Source organism: Sporosarcina sp. 179-K 3D1 HS, assembly GCF_047228905.1.
Classification (GTDB): domain Bacteria; phylum Bacillota; class Bacilli; order Bacillales_A; family Planococcaceae; genus Sporosarcina.
On sequence record NZ_JBFEGI010000001.1, the window covers coordinates 293,854 to 307,943 of the forward strand.

The 14,090-nt window shown below is 48.2% G+C and carries 13 protein-coding genes; 2 read left to right on the plus strand and 11 right to left on the minus strand.

What is annotated here, in order from left to right; all coding sequences use genetic code 11:
- Positions 1 to 113: 113 nt before the first annotated feature.
- The 4 genes from AB1K83_RS01490 to AB1K83_RS01505 form a co-directional block, all read right to left on the minus strand.
- Positions 114 to 539, minus strand: a complete 426-nt coding sequence (locus AB1K83_RS01490; RefSeq protein WP_413056374.1) for a hypothetical protein — start codon at positions 537 to 539, stop codon at positions 114 to 116.
- 296 nt (positions 540 to 835) lie between these two features.
- On the minus strand, positions 836 to 2,077 hold the full coding sequence (locus AB1K83_RS01495) for an MFS transporter (RefSeq protein WP_413056375.1): 1,242 nt from the start codon (positions 2,075 to 2,077) through the stop codon (positions 836 to 838).
- A gap of 52 nt (positions 2,078 to 2,129) precedes the next feature.
- Complete coding sequence (locus AB1K83_RS01500) at positions 2,130 to 3,116, minus strand: MBL fold metallo-hydrolase (protein ID WP_413056376.1); 987 nt, start codon at positions 3,114 to 3,116, stop codon at positions 2,130 to 2,132.
- A gap of 34 nt (positions 3,117 to 3,150) precedes the next feature.
- On the minus strand, positions 3,151 to 3,903 hold the full coding sequence (locus AB1K83_RS01505) for an SDR family NAD(P)-dependent oxidoreductase (protein ID WP_413056377.1): 753 nt from the start codon (positions 3,901 to 3,903) through the stop codon (positions 3,151 to 3,153).
- Between the two features lie 116 nt (positions 3,904 to 4,019).
- On the opposite strand from AB1K83_RS01505, the gene AB1K83_RS01510 reads away from it, so the two are divergent.
- Complete coding sequence (locus AB1K83_RS01510; protein ID WP_413056378.1) at positions 4,020 to 5,573, plus strand: amidohydrolase; 1,554 nt, start codon at positions 4,020 to 4,022, stop codon at positions 5,571 to 5,573.
- Between the two features lie 123 nt (positions 5,574 to 5,696).
- Positions 5,697 to 6,464, plus strand: coding sequence for an IclR family transcriptional regulator (locus tag AB1K83_RS01515; protein WP_413056379.1), 768 nt, complete (start codon positions 5,697 to 5,699; stop codon positions 6,462 to 6,464).
- Here AB1K83_RS01515 and AB1K83_RS01520 read toward each other — a convergent pair.
- The 7 genes from AB1K83_RS01520 to AB1K83_RS01550 all read right to left on the minus strand — a co-directional run bounded on the left by AB1K83_RS01520 (position 6,461) and on the right by AB1K83_RS01550 (position 14,081).
- A complete protein-coding gene (locus AB1K83_RS01520; RefSeq protein WP_413056380.1) occupies positions 6,461 to 7,234 on the minus strand; it encodes an enoyl-CoA hydratase/isomerase family protein in 774 nt (257 codons plus the stop codon). The two genes, AB1K83_RS01515 and AB1K83_RS01520, sit on opposite strands and share 4 nt — an antisense overlap.
- Before the next feature lie 54 nt (positions 7,235 to 7,288).
- Complete coding sequence (locus tag AB1K83_RS01525) at positions 7,289 to 8,071, minus strand: enoyl-CoA hydratase/isomerase family protein (RefSeq protein ID WP_413056381.1); 783 nt, start codon at positions 8,069 to 8,071, stop codon at positions 7,289 to 7,291.
- 22 nt (positions 8,072 to 8,093) lie between these two features.
- On the minus strand, positions 8,094 to 9,968 hold the full coding sequence (locus AB1K83_RS01530; RefSeq protein WP_413056382.1) for a CoA transferase: 1,875 nt from the start codon (positions 9,966 to 9,968) through the stop codon (positions 8,094 to 8,096).
- A gap of 46 nt (positions 9,969 to 10,014) precedes the next feature.
- Positions 10,015 to 10,158, minus strand: coding sequence for a hypothetical protein (locus AB1K83_RS01535; RefSeq protein ID WP_413056383.1), 144 nt, complete (start codon positions 10,156 to 10,158; stop codon positions 10,015 to 10,017).
- A 175-nt stretch (positions 10,159 to 10,333) separates the two neighbouring features.
- Positions 10,334 to 11,581: a CaiB/BaiF CoA transferase family protein gene (locus AB1K83_RS01540; protein ID WP_413056384.1), complete on the minus strand. Its 1,248-nt coding sequence runs from the start codon at positions 11,579 to 11,581 to the stop codon at positions 10,334 to 10,336.
- 33 nt (positions 11,582 to 11,614) lie between these two features.
- Positions 11,615 to 12,817 (minus strand): CaiB/BaiF CoA transferase family protein, encoded by a 1,203-nt coding sequence (locus tag AB1K83_RS01545; protein ID WP_413056385.1) that lies wholly within the window; start codon positions 12,815 to 12,817, stop codon positions 11,615 to 11,617.
- 97 nt (positions 12,818 to 12,914) lie between these two features.
- Positions 12,915 to 14,081: an acyl-CoA dehydrogenase family protein gene (locus AB1K83_RS01550; protein WP_413056386.1), complete on the minus strand. Its 1,167-nt coding sequence runs from the start codon at positions 14,079 to 14,081 to the stop codon at positions 12,915 to 12,917.
- Between the last annotated feature and the right edge of the window lie 9 nt (positions 14,082 to 14,090).

Genomic DNA, 14,090 nt, shown 5'->3' on the forward strand with positions numbered 1-14,090 from the left:
CCATATTTTAACTCCTTTGTAGTTGTTTATCATTGTTCAACTAAACTGCTTCTTTAGTTAAATAAAATAAAAGGCTGTACTCCGTATTAAACTAAAGCAACCGTTCAACAAAGTTACTTACCATCATTATACAGTTCAAACGACTCTTCAAAGTTATCCCATTTTACAATTACTTTTATAACTTCATCTTCATGTACTTTTGCCCCGCCTTCCGAACGACCTGAAGATGTAAATGTTACTGTTGAGGGGGGTTCCGTGAACTCCTCATTTCTATATCCGTTACTACTATTTGTTTCATAAGAGTAGTAAAGTTTCTGTATGGAAGATAACTCTTCTAAAGAACCTTTATATTCTAGTATAAAATTATAACTATCTTCGTTTGAATAAGTTTCTTTTCCTCCCCATTTTTCTGTTCCCTTATAGACATATTCAGCTTCCCAATGTTCACTTTCTCCACTAAATTTATAATCATTATACGTAGTCTCTGAACAAGCTGTTAAAAGCATAATTGTAAATAATATAGTGATTATTTTCTTCAACTTAACTCCCTCCCCCGAAAGAAATTGAATTGTAATAGTAACTATTTGACACATCTCCGAAAACACCTTGTTCTTCACCTAACCTGCCCCTTTAGTTGAGCAGGGAAATAAAGCCGTCATAGCAGCTCCGATCATTAAGCAAAGTACCCGTTCCGGTACCAGTTCATCTATATAATAACTCTAAACGTTGATGCTACAACAAAACAGGGACACCAATTCATTTTCGAATTGCGTCCCCGAACACTGTATTTTTATTGTTTTCTCCTCATCAAACATACCCGTTAGAGAAATACGGCTCATTTTAGGGGCTTTTTAGAGAGCCCTGTTTTCTCTGTCCTAGGCGGCGGTTCCCCTGCTGTCTCGCCCGGACTCAACCAATTCTTTTTCAAATATGTGAGGGGGCCTTTTTTGAAAGACAAGGCCATATGGATGGCAACGATGACGAAGATCGCTATGGCGAGGAACCCGTATTGGAAGCGGACCGACTCGTTGGCGGCAATCGAACTGACTGCTTCTAATAGAATTGGCGATAAAAATTGTCCGAGGAAAATAAAACTCGTCGTAATGGCAACCGCACGATCACTTTTCCGGATTTCCACCTGATCGATTACCTTCAATAAAATAAGGGGAAATAGGACACCTTGCCCGAATCCAATAAAGAGGACGCTCACGATAATGACAGGAATTAATGTGGTCATTGAAAGAAAAGTGAAGGACAGACCCATTAGCAGCAACATGATATGAATGGCATATTTCTTTAACAAATCTTCAATATGGACAAGTGTCAAGCTGGTAATCATCCCGCCAATCGTAGTGAAGGAAATGATGGTCCCTGCAAGCGCGGTTCCTCCAATTCCGTTCTGTTCCATATACAGTGCCATGCTGGTCGCGATGGAATAATAGGCAACCATAATGCCCCCCATTGCCAATCCATAGCCATATATGATCCAGGGGATTCTTCCTTGCGACATGGCTGGTGTGGAACGAGGCACTTCATTCTTCGGCAAGAAGAAGTAAACTAAACCCATAATGCCGAGGCCCATTAGATAAACATTGAAGGGGGCACGCCAACTCATATTGGCCAGAAAACCGGCCACCATGACTGTGACTATACCTCCAAAATTACTGAAAGCCGTATTATATCCCATCATAATCGTTCGTTCTTTTCCATCAAAATAATCGTTGATCAGTGACATGGACAGCGGCATGATCAGCCCGACTCCCACGCCTAGTAACAAACGAAAGGCAAGCAGAGTATTGATCGACTGAACGAACTGGGCCCCTGTGCCGGCTACAACATAAATCGATAACCCGATCAGTAGGATGGTGCGTTTCGGCAGCTTCATGATGAGGAAACTCGAGACGAATGAAAAGAAGACAATCATTAGAGATGGTATGGTTAATACGAGCTTCAGTTTGACTGCACTCACTTCCGGAAACGCTTTTCCGATCAAGGCCATGGCAGGGGAAATGGCGGCTCCTGCCATGACCGTCGCCATGGAAATGGATATGATGGTGGGTTTGATCATTTTATTCATGCGAATCACTCGTTTCTATTCATGGCGAAACCACATTCTTTTCGAATACAATCTAGACCGTGGCGCTGGAGAGCGCTTCGCGGAATGAAGGAACTTGGAAGTAGAAAATCTTGCCGTCCCGTTTCTCCCACCGCACAGCCCCTTTAGACTCCAGGTAGATCAAATTGGTAATGGTCTGCAAGAAAGCGGGCATAACCCGTCTTTCGGTGTAGTTTGAGTAGACGATCCGGGAAGCATCGTATGCCGTCTTTCCTTCGCTGCCGATCGCTTCATACGTTTGCAACCATCTCTTCACATAATGGGATTTCATCTCAGCAATCCGCCCTGCCAAGTTCTCAAATAGTTCCCCATGCCCAGGCAAAACCAACTCTGTTTGACAGGATTCGATTTTATCAAGCGATTCCATATACTCCTGCAGTGGATTATCCTCCATATGCCGGGATGTAACGATTGGATTCATGTTCTTCAATATATGATCGCCCGCAAACATAATCTTGCTGTCCTGATCGTAAAAGCAGCAATGATCTTCCGAATGCCCCGGAGTCCAGATAACTTGGAATGCGGCATCCCCAAGCCGAATGTCGTCCCCCATCTTAAAGAGGACGTCCGGTTCGAACTGGAACGTATCCGGTTTGTAATATTGCTTAGATCTGTCATCCGCGGGCGGGTAAAGCGCAGCCCCGTGCTGAAGCGCAAAAGGGATCATAACATCTTCATAATCGTCCATAAACATCTGGCGGGCTCTGACCAATTCCTTATGCCCTTCTTCGGATAACCAAACAGGAAGTCCATACTCATTTTGAAACCAAGCAGCTAGCCCCAGATGATCCGGGTGTGCATGCGTAACCACAATTTTTTCTATTGGAATATCCATGGCAAGAACCTTTTTCCACACTTCTCTTGCTTCCATCGTGTTATCCCCCGTATCCACGACGGTGTACCCACTCTGCCCTTCCACGAAATAGCTATTGACCGCTCCCATATTAAATGGCATCGGCACTTGTAAGCGTAAAATTCCAGTTCCCACTTTTGTTAGCATTTCGGCTTCCCCCTTACTGCCCCTGTTCACGTTCTTAACGAACCATGATCGTTCCACCATCCACCATGATTGTCTGGCCGGTTATATAATCCGCATCTTCACTTGCCAGAAAAACAGCAGATCGACCGATATCCAACTCACAATCCCCCAGCCTTCCCATCGGAATGAGGGAAATCATTTTATTGTAGGCATTCGGTTGATGCTCTTCCATCCGTTCCACCCCTGGCGATTTGGCGATCGGTGATATCAGGTTGACGGTAATGCCGTAACGTCCCCATTCATTGGCAGCTACGCGGGAAATGCCGCGAATCGCTTCTTTGGCTGCGGCGTATGAAGATTGCTTGCTCAACCCGATCATCCCTGCCCCTGACACGAAATTTATGATTTTCCCTCTTGTCTCCTTCATATGGGGCAATGCTTCCTGCATTAAGATGAACGTCGGCCAAAACCCGGTGTTCATGGAGTAATCCATATCCTCCTCCGTCGTTTCTTCAAATGTCTTATTGTTCGTTGCATGGGCGTTGTTCACCAAGACATCCAGCCTGCCGAATGCAGCGACCGTCTTGTCGATTAGAGAAGGAAGTCCCTTGCGATCTTGCAGATCGGCCTGGATGTAAAGAGCTTGCCCTCCCAAATCCAATAACTCCTGCTCCGTCCTTCTCCCTTTCTGTTCATTCAACCCAACGAATACGACGGTAGCCCCTTCCTTTATGAATGCGTGGCAAATCCCTCTGCCGATTCCCGATGAGCCTCCTGTAACCAACGCTACTTTGCCTTTTAGCTTCATGGGTCATACCTCCTGACATATAGTTTTTTAAAAAATCAATTGTTCGAATACTATAATAAAAGTACAAACAACTATGCTATGATAAATGAAAATATTTTCAGAAAGAGGTTTGCCGTATGGAAACTAGGCTGCCTGCCGATTTGCTAATTGAAAATGTCACAGTGCTGACGATGAATCCTTTACACCCGTCTGCCCACGGGGTCGCCGTGGCGAACGGCAAGATCATCGGTCTTCTTCAGCAGGAGCAGTCCTGGCCGCTCGCAGTGAACGGCATTCGGATCGATGGAAAAGGATTGACGTTATTCCCTGGCCTGATCGATGCCCATTGCCATCTTCGCGCACAGATCAGCCAATTCCCTTCTGTTTCGTGTGGGGCTGATACAGTCAAAAACATTCAAGACATCATCCAAGCCATTCGCCAACAAGCCGATTCATTACCGGAAGGCATATGGATTCGCGCATCAGGATACGATATTTCCAGCTTGACCGAACAGCGGCATCCGACCCGGCATGATCTGGACCAAGCAACTACCAGCCATCCGATCCGGTTGCGCCATGTCACCCGACATGTATCCGTCTTGAACAGTCTTGCTCTGGAATTGGCTGGAATCACTCGTGAAACGATCGATCCGCCGGGCGTTTACGTTGAACGGGATGCGCTGACCGGTATTCCGACCGGCGTCATATTCGGCGGAGATGCTTGGTTGTCCCGAGATATCATCCCTCGTTTAAATAAGGGAGAATTGATGCGCGGAGCGGCTCAATTACAGTCCCAGCTTTTGCACTCCGGGATCACGGCTGTTCAGGACGCCACCCCTTCAAACAGTCTGGAAGATTTGAAGTTTTGGGCAGCTCGTCTTGATGAAGATTGGCCGATCTCCATCCAGTTCATGACGGGTTTAAACGATCGCCATCTGATTGCAGACTATGTGGGAGCATTGCCGGAGATCCATGCAGGAAAACTGGAACTAGGACACTGCAAGATCGTCATGGAGCCTTTGCCTGAACTGCACCCCGATTTGGAAGAACTGTCACGGTTAGCGCGCGAAGCCACCCGGCAAGATATCCCGCTGGCCATCCATGTCGTCGATCCGGAAATGACGTGGACGGCAATAGAAGCCATCCGTCATTCAAAAGAAATATTTCCGCATAAGCAGCTTCGGCATCGCCTGGAGCATCTTAGTCTTTGCCCGGATGCTTTTTTGCCCGATATGGCCAAGTTAGGCATCACCGTCGTGACCAATCCAAGCCTTATCTATGATCATGGAAACCGGTATTTGGCAGATGTGGATCCTACCGAACATGATTGGCTTTACCGGATGAACAGTTTGCGGACTATCGGTGTTCCCTTGGCAGCGGGATCGGATGCCCCTGTCGCTTCCGTCAATCCATGGATTGGAATGCAGGCTGCCTGTACGCGCTCCACCAAAACCGGCAACCTGATCGGGGTGGCCGAAAAACTCAACCGATGGGAAGCACTCAAATTGTATACGAGCGGCGCAGCATACGCTGCCGGATGGGAAAAGACCCGGGGCATCATCGCACCCTCTTATCAAGCCGATTTCCTTTTGATTGACCAGAATCCCCTCACTTGTGAAGCGGATGAGCTTGGCATGATCGATGTCTGTGCGGTATGGATTGCCGGCAAGCTAGTCCACGGGAGCCTCTGAGACTTTCAATATGCTTTCAGTCACCCTCTCATAGGCAATAATGCAAATTTACTGTATACTACCTGTAGCAACCAAATCTTCAAAGACATGGTGCTTCCTAATCAAATTCAACGGAGTGATGACATGTCCTCGAATAAAACAGTACACCGTTTAAATACAGTGAATAATGCTATATCGCTGCTGACAATGTTTCTGAAGTATGAATCTATCGGCCTTGTAGAAATCGAGCAAGAAATCGGCATAAGCAAAACGGCCGCTTTCCGTCTCGTTGCCACGATGGCCGACCGTGGCGTTCTTGTCCGGGATAATAAAACGAAACGGTACCACCCGGGTCCCCTCCTATTCCAGTTGGTACAGAAATCCCAAGTGTCTGACGTCGTCAGTGTTGCACAGCCGTTCATTCAAGAAATGGCCGAGCTTACGGACGAATCCATCTACTTATCCATCCGAAGCGGCAATAAATATATCTATCTATCCGGAATCGATAGTAACCAACTCGTGAAAGTAACCATTCCATTTGGCGATGAGATCGATCTCCATTTAGGCGCTGCCGGCAACTGCCACTTGGCTCATATGGCACCTTCCGATATCGATTCTTATTTGAAAAGAACCGTATTGGAACCCTTTACACCAAATACCATTACGGATACTCAGCAAATGAAAGAAAGGTTAGCCTCCATCCGGGAAGCCGGCTATTCCTTCAGCCTGGGTGAAAGGATGTCCGATTCAGGAGCCTTTGCCGCCCCTATTTGGGATCATAGCGATGAACCGGTCGCCACAATCGGGATCTACTTTCCGATGACCCGGATCAATGAAGAGAAGCAAGGACTTTATATCGACATGGTGAAGAAGTACGCAGAGAAAATTTCAGCTGAAATCAGAAATAATTAGGCATCCGTTGACGCCTGAGCGGAAACTATTGCAGCGACCCGTTTCTTGCGCTCCTTCCAAGAACGTTCGATCAAAATCCGCTCCTTCGCAATGCCTTCCGATAACGGCATATCCATACCGTGGGCTGCCAAAACTTTGATCCATTGAGAAACCTGAGGATTGTTCTGTACAATCCTCTTCATAAATTGGATCGCATCCTGTACTAAGGTTTCTTTGGGCAGCAGGGCACTGATCATGCCCAACTTCACCCCTTCTTCCGCCGTAATTTGACGGCCGCTTAGTGAAAACTCCATTGCCTGCCCTTGCCGAAGCAATCTTGGGAGACTTTGGGTCCCACCCGCCGCAGGGATCATCCCGATCCGTGCCTCAGGCAAAGATAATTTCGTGCCTGGCGCGGCAAATCGAAAATCGCAAAGCATGGACATTTCCAAGCCGGAACCGACCGAAAAGCCGTGCATGGCTACTGCAATTGGCTTAGGCATCCGTCGAATCTCTTCCCATAAATCATGTTGGAGTCGAATGCGTCGCTTTCGAATGACTGTCGTCTCCGTCCCGAACTCGGTCAAGTCAGCACCCGCACAAAACCCTCGTCCCGCTCCACAAACAACTACCGCATCCGTTGTCGGGTCTGCATTAATTGCCAAAATATATTCATATAGCTGATCCCGAATTTCCACGTTGAAAGCATTTAAAGCATCTGGCCTATTCAACGTAACGATTGCAATATTGTCCTCCTTTTCCATCAATACCGCCGGCTCATTCGTATTCATCGGTCTCTCCCCCTCATGATCATCCTGCCAAGCGAAAGAAGACAGGAGCCTGTTTTAATTTCCCGTAAATTGAGGTGCCCGTTTTTCAAGGAACGCTTGGACCCCTTCCATGCGATCATCACTCGTTTGAAGCAGCATATAAACGTCCAGTTCCAATCGCAGCGCCTGTTCAAATGACAATTCGCCACCTCTTAACAAACACTCTTTCGTAAACTGCAAAGAAAGCGTCGAAAGTTTGGAAAGCTGCATCGCTTCTTCACATGCTGCATCCCAAGCCGATTGCCCCTCCGCAATCCCGTTCACCAAACCAAGGCGTTCGGCCTCCTGCACTGGCATCGCTTCTCCGCCAAGTAGCATGGAAATGGCCGGGCCTTTGCCTATCAATCGTGGCAAACGTTGTGTTATACCGCCCGCGGGAACCAATCCATGTTTTCCTTCCGGAATTGAAAAAAAGGCGGTGCTCGAGGCATACCGCACATCTGCAACGCATGCCAAACTGAATCCGAGTGACATGCATCTTCCATCTATTGCTGCTATGATCGGGTATGGAATCCGTGCCCATTTCTCAATCATTTCACTGGCTAGACGAACAGCAGTGTACGCCTCGTCCACCTCTGCATCGACCTGGGAGTCTGTCAAATCCAAACCAATTGAAAAATCGGGACCCCGGCTTCCCAGGACGACCACTTTCACGTCTTCCCTAAACATCAGTTCATTCGCAATGCTAAGCAGTTCCTGTGACATTGCGGCGTTCAACTCATTGAAACTTGCAGTATTATTGAGCACCACATAAGCAATCATGTCTTTTATTGTTAACTCCACTTGACAATCGTTCATCGGAATTCCCCCTTCCTTTATTCTAGAGCTGATGATGCCATTCACGTTTTGCCATATAGTCTTCCAAAAGCGGATTATGCTGTCCAAGTGTAGGAGCAGGCTCATACGTTTGATTTTCCGGATTGTCGATGATCCAAGGCGTGGAGATGGATCGCTTGCCGTCACTCGTTTTCACTTCAAGCGGTCTCTGATCTTGAATTGCCAGTTCGGCAATGCTTGTGCATCCTACTGGCTGGAGGGGCGTTGGTGAAAAAGTTTCTTCTATTATATAGTCGCCTATCAATTGGATGGCGGCTTCATATTGCGAGAGGTCAACCGCCAACCCGTTTCCGAAACGTCGCTGGAAATATAGGGCCGCCAGCAAGGCAAAGGTTCCATGTATACCTGCACCGATGTCACTGATTGAAAAGCCGGGCAGCCAAGGAATACCGTCCCGATAGCCAGTCAATGAGGCTAAACCCGACATCGATTCCAAAGTCGGGCCATACCCGACATAATCCCGGTAAGGACCGGTCTGTCCAAATGCAGAAAGTGACATGATAATGAGACCTGGTTGTTGAGCCCATAAAACCTCCCGGGTTAACCCAAAGTTCTCCATTACCCGTGGACTGAAATTGTCGATAAGGATATCACTCGTGGCAACAAGTTTTAAAAATTTCGCACGTTCCTCTTCCTGACGCAGATCCAACGTAATGCCGCACTTATTCCGGTTTAGTTCATTGAAGAATGGAGCGGGGCTCTCCCCGGAATTTCCCCGTATACCATCCGGTCGGTGGGGAGCCTCCACTTTGATCACTTCGGCACCATGATCGGCAAACAATCGGGTGCAATATGGACCCGACCACATGCTCGTCAAGTCAAGAATCCGTAGACGTTTCAATGAATGACTACGATTTTCCAGTTTGCATGATGAGTGGCGATAAATAATCCACGGAAGCTGTATTCCATCAGATGGATGTTGCCCTTTCCAAAAATGGCGCATGTTCAAATGAGGACAACGTTTTACATCTTCCAGAGTTTGGACATCTCCAAAAGGAAGACGGAACGCTTGGCCGGTATGGAATAATTCCTCCCGCTCCATCCCCTGAGTCCAGTCGGCTATACAATGTTCCAATGCTGGATATGATTGCTGTCTTTCATCAACTGAAGCCCAATTCGGATTTGGAGCGCGTCCCATCCATCTCTCGAGCAATTCCCACTGCTCATCCACAGGGGCTCCAATGAAAGAAAAACCGTTTTGACACGGGAAGATGGACATTGGCGTCAAGGTATGATGCCGGTTTCCCACTCGCTCACGTACTTCTCCAGTTTCCAAATAATTAGTATAGACTCCTTCCAACGCACTGACCACTACCGTCAACGCATCAACTTGGACAAAGCCCTTCTTCTGCTCCAGCCATGCAAACATCGTGGCTGCCGCAGTGTGTGCCCCCACTAAAGAAGTAGCCGGAAAACCTCCAATATACAAAGGAGATCGGTGCGGGTCGCCCGTCAAGGACGTCCATCCGCCCCATTCTTGCAGAGCATGCTCCTCTTTCACATCGACCGTTGATGGGAAATGAATCCGGACAGAAAGACATGAACCGGAGATTTTCTCCAGCAAGGATGCCAATTGACTTTCTAGGTGAAGAGCCATATGGCTATCCCATAAAACAATATCCCAATGTCCGACCGCCAGCTGCTCCGCAATTGTCTCAGGAAGCTGGTTATCCGTTGTCCGGATCATCCGCTTCCGGGAATCTTTAAATGTCGAAATTTCCTGATCCCCGGTCACAACTTTAGTTACGTGGGCTCCGCTTTCCGCAAAGAGGCGACCCGCATAGCCGCCGGAGGGGCCATAGGTCAAATCTAAAATTCGAAGCCCTTCCAGCAAAATAGTATCTCTGCCTCTCTCCATGTAACCCCTCCTTTACAGAGCAACCTGTCCACGTTTTATGAACTAATCAGTCCGCTGTCGGAAGGGAGACGGGCTGCTTCATCTGCATTTCCACTCCGCAACAATGAACTGTGCCTTCCCCGGATTTGGTGCACAGCACTTCCACTCCGCATTTCTTACACTCCAGTCGTTTTCCCAGCTGGTTTGCCATAGGTATAGCCCTCCCTTGTCATCTATGTTTGAATACTATTCACTTCGCTTCCACATCTTCCCCACAGCATTTCAAATCTGCCTGAGGTGTCGACTTGGTAATGATAAATTCACTATTGCATTGGGCGCATTTATATTTCGTCCCTACTTTAACGGCCATCAAGACCACCTCCTTTTCATTTGGATGCCGTTTCAACGGTTCCTCTGGCACCAATCGGTACCGTTCCGATGATATCGTCCTGTTCCAATTGCTGGATCTCTTCATCTGTTAACCCGAGAATTTCGCTTAACACATACTCATTATGTTGACCTAACATAGGAGCAACAGTCCGTTGGAGGATACGTTCACCTGAAAACTTGATGGGCCAGGAAGGATACTTATGGGACCCAATCAACTCACGCGTCATTTCTTGGAACATCCCTTCCAAGAATGGATCTTCCACAATTTCATCCACTTCCAAGACAGGTCCAGCATTGACCCCTGCTGCTTGTAATAGATTAGCCGCTTCATAGTGACCGAACCTGCTCGTCCAAGTTTCAATCAATGAATCCAACTCATCCTGATGCTCGCAACGGCCTTCCATCGTTTGGAACCGTTCGTCACGCGACCACATCGGCTCGCCTAACGCTTTGCAAAAGCTGCGCCACTCCGTTTCATCATTGACGGCGATGGCCACCCACGAATCTTCCCCTTTACTGCGATAGATGCCATGCGGAGCAAACCCCGGTTGCCGATTCCCTGACCGGCCCCAATTGTTCCCATTCATCGAGAATTCTGAGATTGCTTGCCCTACCATATTGGCACACGCTTCAACTTGCGCCACCTCGATGGCCTGCCCTTTCCCTGTCCGTTCCCTGTACTCCAATGCGGATAATAGAGCGAATGCCGTATGGGAACCCGCGATGACATCTCCTACTCCCGAAATGATCGATGGATTTCCGCCTTCATATCCATTCACTTGGGCAATTCCTGACAAAATCTCGAACGTATAAGCGAAACCCGGTTGCTGTCCAAACGGCCCTGTCTTCCCATAAGCCGGCATGGATAGCATAATGATTTTCGGGTTCACTTGCCGAAGCACCTCGTAATCCAACCCGAAATTCTCCATCACCCTTGCCGAGAAGTTCTCGATGACAACATCGCTTTTTTCCACTAACTCGGTAAAAAGCTTTTTGCCTTTCGGATCGCTTAAATTGAGCGTGATGCCCACCTTATTCAAATTGGCACTGTTAAATTGCGCTCCGAATTCCCACCAGTCGTTTCCCGGCAATGTGGCAGTATATCGAAATCCATCAGGCGCCTGAATGGATTCCACTTTAATGACTTCCGCTCCTTGAGCCCCAAGATACGAAGTGCAAATCGGTCCAGACCACCACATTGATAAATCCAAAATCCGGATTCCTTCCAACGGTAAAGATGACATGGCTTTTCTCCTCCTTTTGAAATGATGGAATCTTTAGATGATACCAGCGGTTTGCATCTTTTGAAGGTCTGTTTCTTCCATGCCCAGTTGCCCATCCAAGATATCTTGGGTATGTTCCCCTAGCAGGGGTGCAGGGCTTTTGATTCGCCAAGGGGTTTCGGACATATGGAAAGGAGCGCCCGGCTGGGTCACTTCCCCCATTTTGGGGTGATTCACTTTTACGAATAAGCCGCGTTCCACATATTGCGGGAAGGATAGCATGTCTTCGAACGTTGGTACGGGAATGACGGGAACTTTCCAGTCTTTGGCAATCTCGATGATTTCCTCTCTTGTATGCTGCATTAGCCACTCATCCAATCTTGCTTGGAATTCCGATTTATGCTTCAACCGGTTCGTCAGCAAGATGAAACGCGGATCTTCCATCCAGTCATACATTTCCGTCATACAGCAAAAGTCTTGCCAATGCTGCCCCGTCAGAAGCGTGATGCCGATATAGCCATCCTTGCACTTCTCTATGCTCGGCGACATAACAAAACGTTTTGGCGTCTTATGGGTACTGTTCGGAAATGAATCTTGCACGGTCGGGTAAGCACGTTGCAATAGGCCGACTTCGACAGTCGAAACATCGATATGTTCCCCTTTTTGTGATTTCCGCCGCCCGATGACCGCTGTCATCGTAGCCATGGCCGCAAAAGTTCCCGTTATATAATCCAGGAGACGGATCGGGCCGCCCGCCCGCAACGGAGGTTTTCCGTATTCCCCGATGGAACTGACCCACCCACTCATCGCTTGAGCGACCAGTTCCGTCGCCTTATAATCACGATACTTTCCGGCCTGGCCGAAGTTGGTGATGGAAGTCATGATGAGCCGTGGATTAAGCTCTTTCAGCGTAGTGTAATCGATTCCAAGCTCCGCCATGACACCCGGCTCAAAGTTTTCCACTAGAATGTCAGCATCTTCAATAAGCCGCTTAATGACGGCAATTCCTCCCGATGTCTTTAGGTTAAGCGTGATCCCTTTTTTGTTATTATTCAAATAACCGAAAAGTCCGCTTGCATTCAAATCCGGTTTATTGCCTGGAAAGGGTCCTTCCAGTCGGGAGGGGTCCCCTAATCCAGGCGGTTCGATCTTAATCACTTCAGCACCCAGATCAGCTAGTAACTTTGTACAATATGGACCTGAAACCAATTGCGATAAATCAATGACTTTGATTCCGGCAAGGGCTTGCTTCTCCATATCTCTTCACCTCTGCTCCTCTAGTAATAGGGTGGGACTGGTAGGGCAATGTATAAGAGGAAGAACATAACGCCAGGCGATATGTTCTACTTTTGGCTTAGTGTGCGTGCACAACTTCCGCCTTCTGATTTTTGATGAACGAATTGCCGATCATCTTCAAATGGTTGGCAGTCGGCCCGAGATTCAACTGCATGCTTTTGAATCGGCGGAAGCAGAATTGAAGTGGATAGTCCATATCCACGCCCATGCCGCCATGAAGCTGGTGTGCGCCGACGAGCACTTTCTGGCCATCTTTACTGAGCCACGCTTGGGCGACAGCAATTTCCTTTTCTGCTGGCAGCCCTTCCTCCAATCGCCAGATCGCCTGGAATGCAGCGAGTCTTCCACCTTCCACGACTGTATACATGTCAGACAGCCGGTGCTGGACGGATTGGAAGTTACCGATCGGCTGATTGAACTGAGTTCGCTCTTTCACATAATCATTCGTCAGGTCCATCGCCCGGCCAAGCAAGCCAGCCATTTCGACAGATTGGAGAGCGGTCCCCAGCTGGATGATTTCTTGCACGACCGACCAGCCATCCCCCTCTGCCCCCAGCAGATCAGCATCTGTCAGCAGAGTATCGAGGAATTCGACTTCATACAGGCCATCCGAACCGATGGATTTCAACGGAGTATGACGGACTGTAGACGGATCATTCTTAACTAAGAATAGACTTAGGCCATCCGGACTACCTTCTTGACCGGGATCCGTCCGGGCCAACGTTAACAAGTAATCTGCGGAGTCGGCAAATGGGACAAACAGTTTCGTGCCACTCAATGCGTAGCCCCTGCCCAATTTCTTCGCACTAGCGGATATATATCTCATGTCATAATGGGCTTGGGCTTCCGATAGGGCGCTTGAAACAATCACTTGCCCCTCGATTATTTTCGGCAGAAGCTCCTGTTTCTGCGCTTCCGTACCATATTTGAGGAGCGGCAGCACCCCATAAGTGACTGTTGGCAGGAATGGGGAAGGAAATAATGCCGAACCTGCCTCTTCCACAATGACAGCCAAGTCGGTCAGGCCGCCGCCGACACCGCCGTATTCCTCAGGCACGACCAAGCCCAAGAATCCAAGGTCCGCAATTTCCTTGTAAAATGTGGAGGAAAATCCCCGATCCTCCTTTTCAACGGCACGTAATGTCGTAATATCCCACTTCTCTTCGAAAAGCTTTTTGGCAGTGCTTTTGAAAACCTCTTGAATTTCGGTTAATGAAAAATCCATCTTCCTGGC

What these genes read in the sequence shown, in the direction of transcription:
- AB1K83_RS01495 (WP_413056375.1), bottom strand. Translation starts at nt 2,077, where the DNA reads ATGAATAAAATGATCAAACCCACCATCATATCCATTTCCATGGCGACG.
- AB1K83_RS01500 (WP_413056376.1), bottom strand. Translation starts at nt 3,116, where the DNA reads ATGCTAACAAAAGTGGGAACTGGAATTTTACGCTTACAAGTGCCGATG.
- AB1K83_RS01505 (WP_413056377.1), bottom strand. Translation starts at nt 3,903, where the DNA reads ATGAAGCTAAAAGGCAAAGTAGCGTTGGTTACAGGAGGCTCATCGGGA.
- AB1K83_RS01510 (WP_413056378.1), top strand. Translation starts at nt 4,020, where the DNA reads ATGGAAACTAGGCTGCCTGCCGATTTGCTAATTGAAAATGTCACAGTG.
- AB1K83_RS01515 (WP_413056379.1), top strand. Translation starts at nt 5,697, where the DNA reads ATGTCCTCGAATAAAACAGTACACCGTTTAAATACAGTGAATAATGCT.
- AB1K83_RS01520 (WP_413056380.1), bottom strand. Translation starts at nt 7,234, where the DNA reads ATGAATACGAATGAGCCGGCGGTATTGATGGAAAAGGAGGACAATATT.
- AB1K83_RS01525 (WP_413056381.1), bottom strand. Translation starts at nt 8,071, where the DNA reads ATGAACGATTGTCAAGTGGAGTTAACAATAAAAGACATGATTGCTTAT.
- AB1K83_RS01530 (WP_413056382.1), bottom strand. Translation starts at nt 9,968, where the DNA reads ATGGAGAGAGGCAGAGATACTATTTTGCTGGAAGGGCTTCGAATTTTA.
- AB1K83_RS01535 (WP_413056383.1), bottom strand. Translation starts at nt 10,158, where the DNA reads ATGGCAAACCAGCTGGGAAAACGACTGGAGTGTAAGAAATGCGGAGTG.
- AB1K83_RS01540 (WP_413056384.1), bottom strand. Translation starts at nt 11,581, where the DNA reads ATGTCATCTTTACCGTTGGAAGGAATCCGGATTTTGGATTTATCAATG.
- AB1K83_RS01545 (WP_413056385.1), bottom strand. Translation starts at nt 12,817, where the DNA reads ATGGAGAAGCAAGCCCTTGCCGGAATCAAAGTCATTGATTTATCGCAA.
- AB1K83_RS01550 (WP_413056386.1), bottom strand. Translation starts at nt 14,081, where the DNA reads ATGGATTTTTCATTAACCGAAATTCAAGAGGTTTTCAAAAGCACTGCC.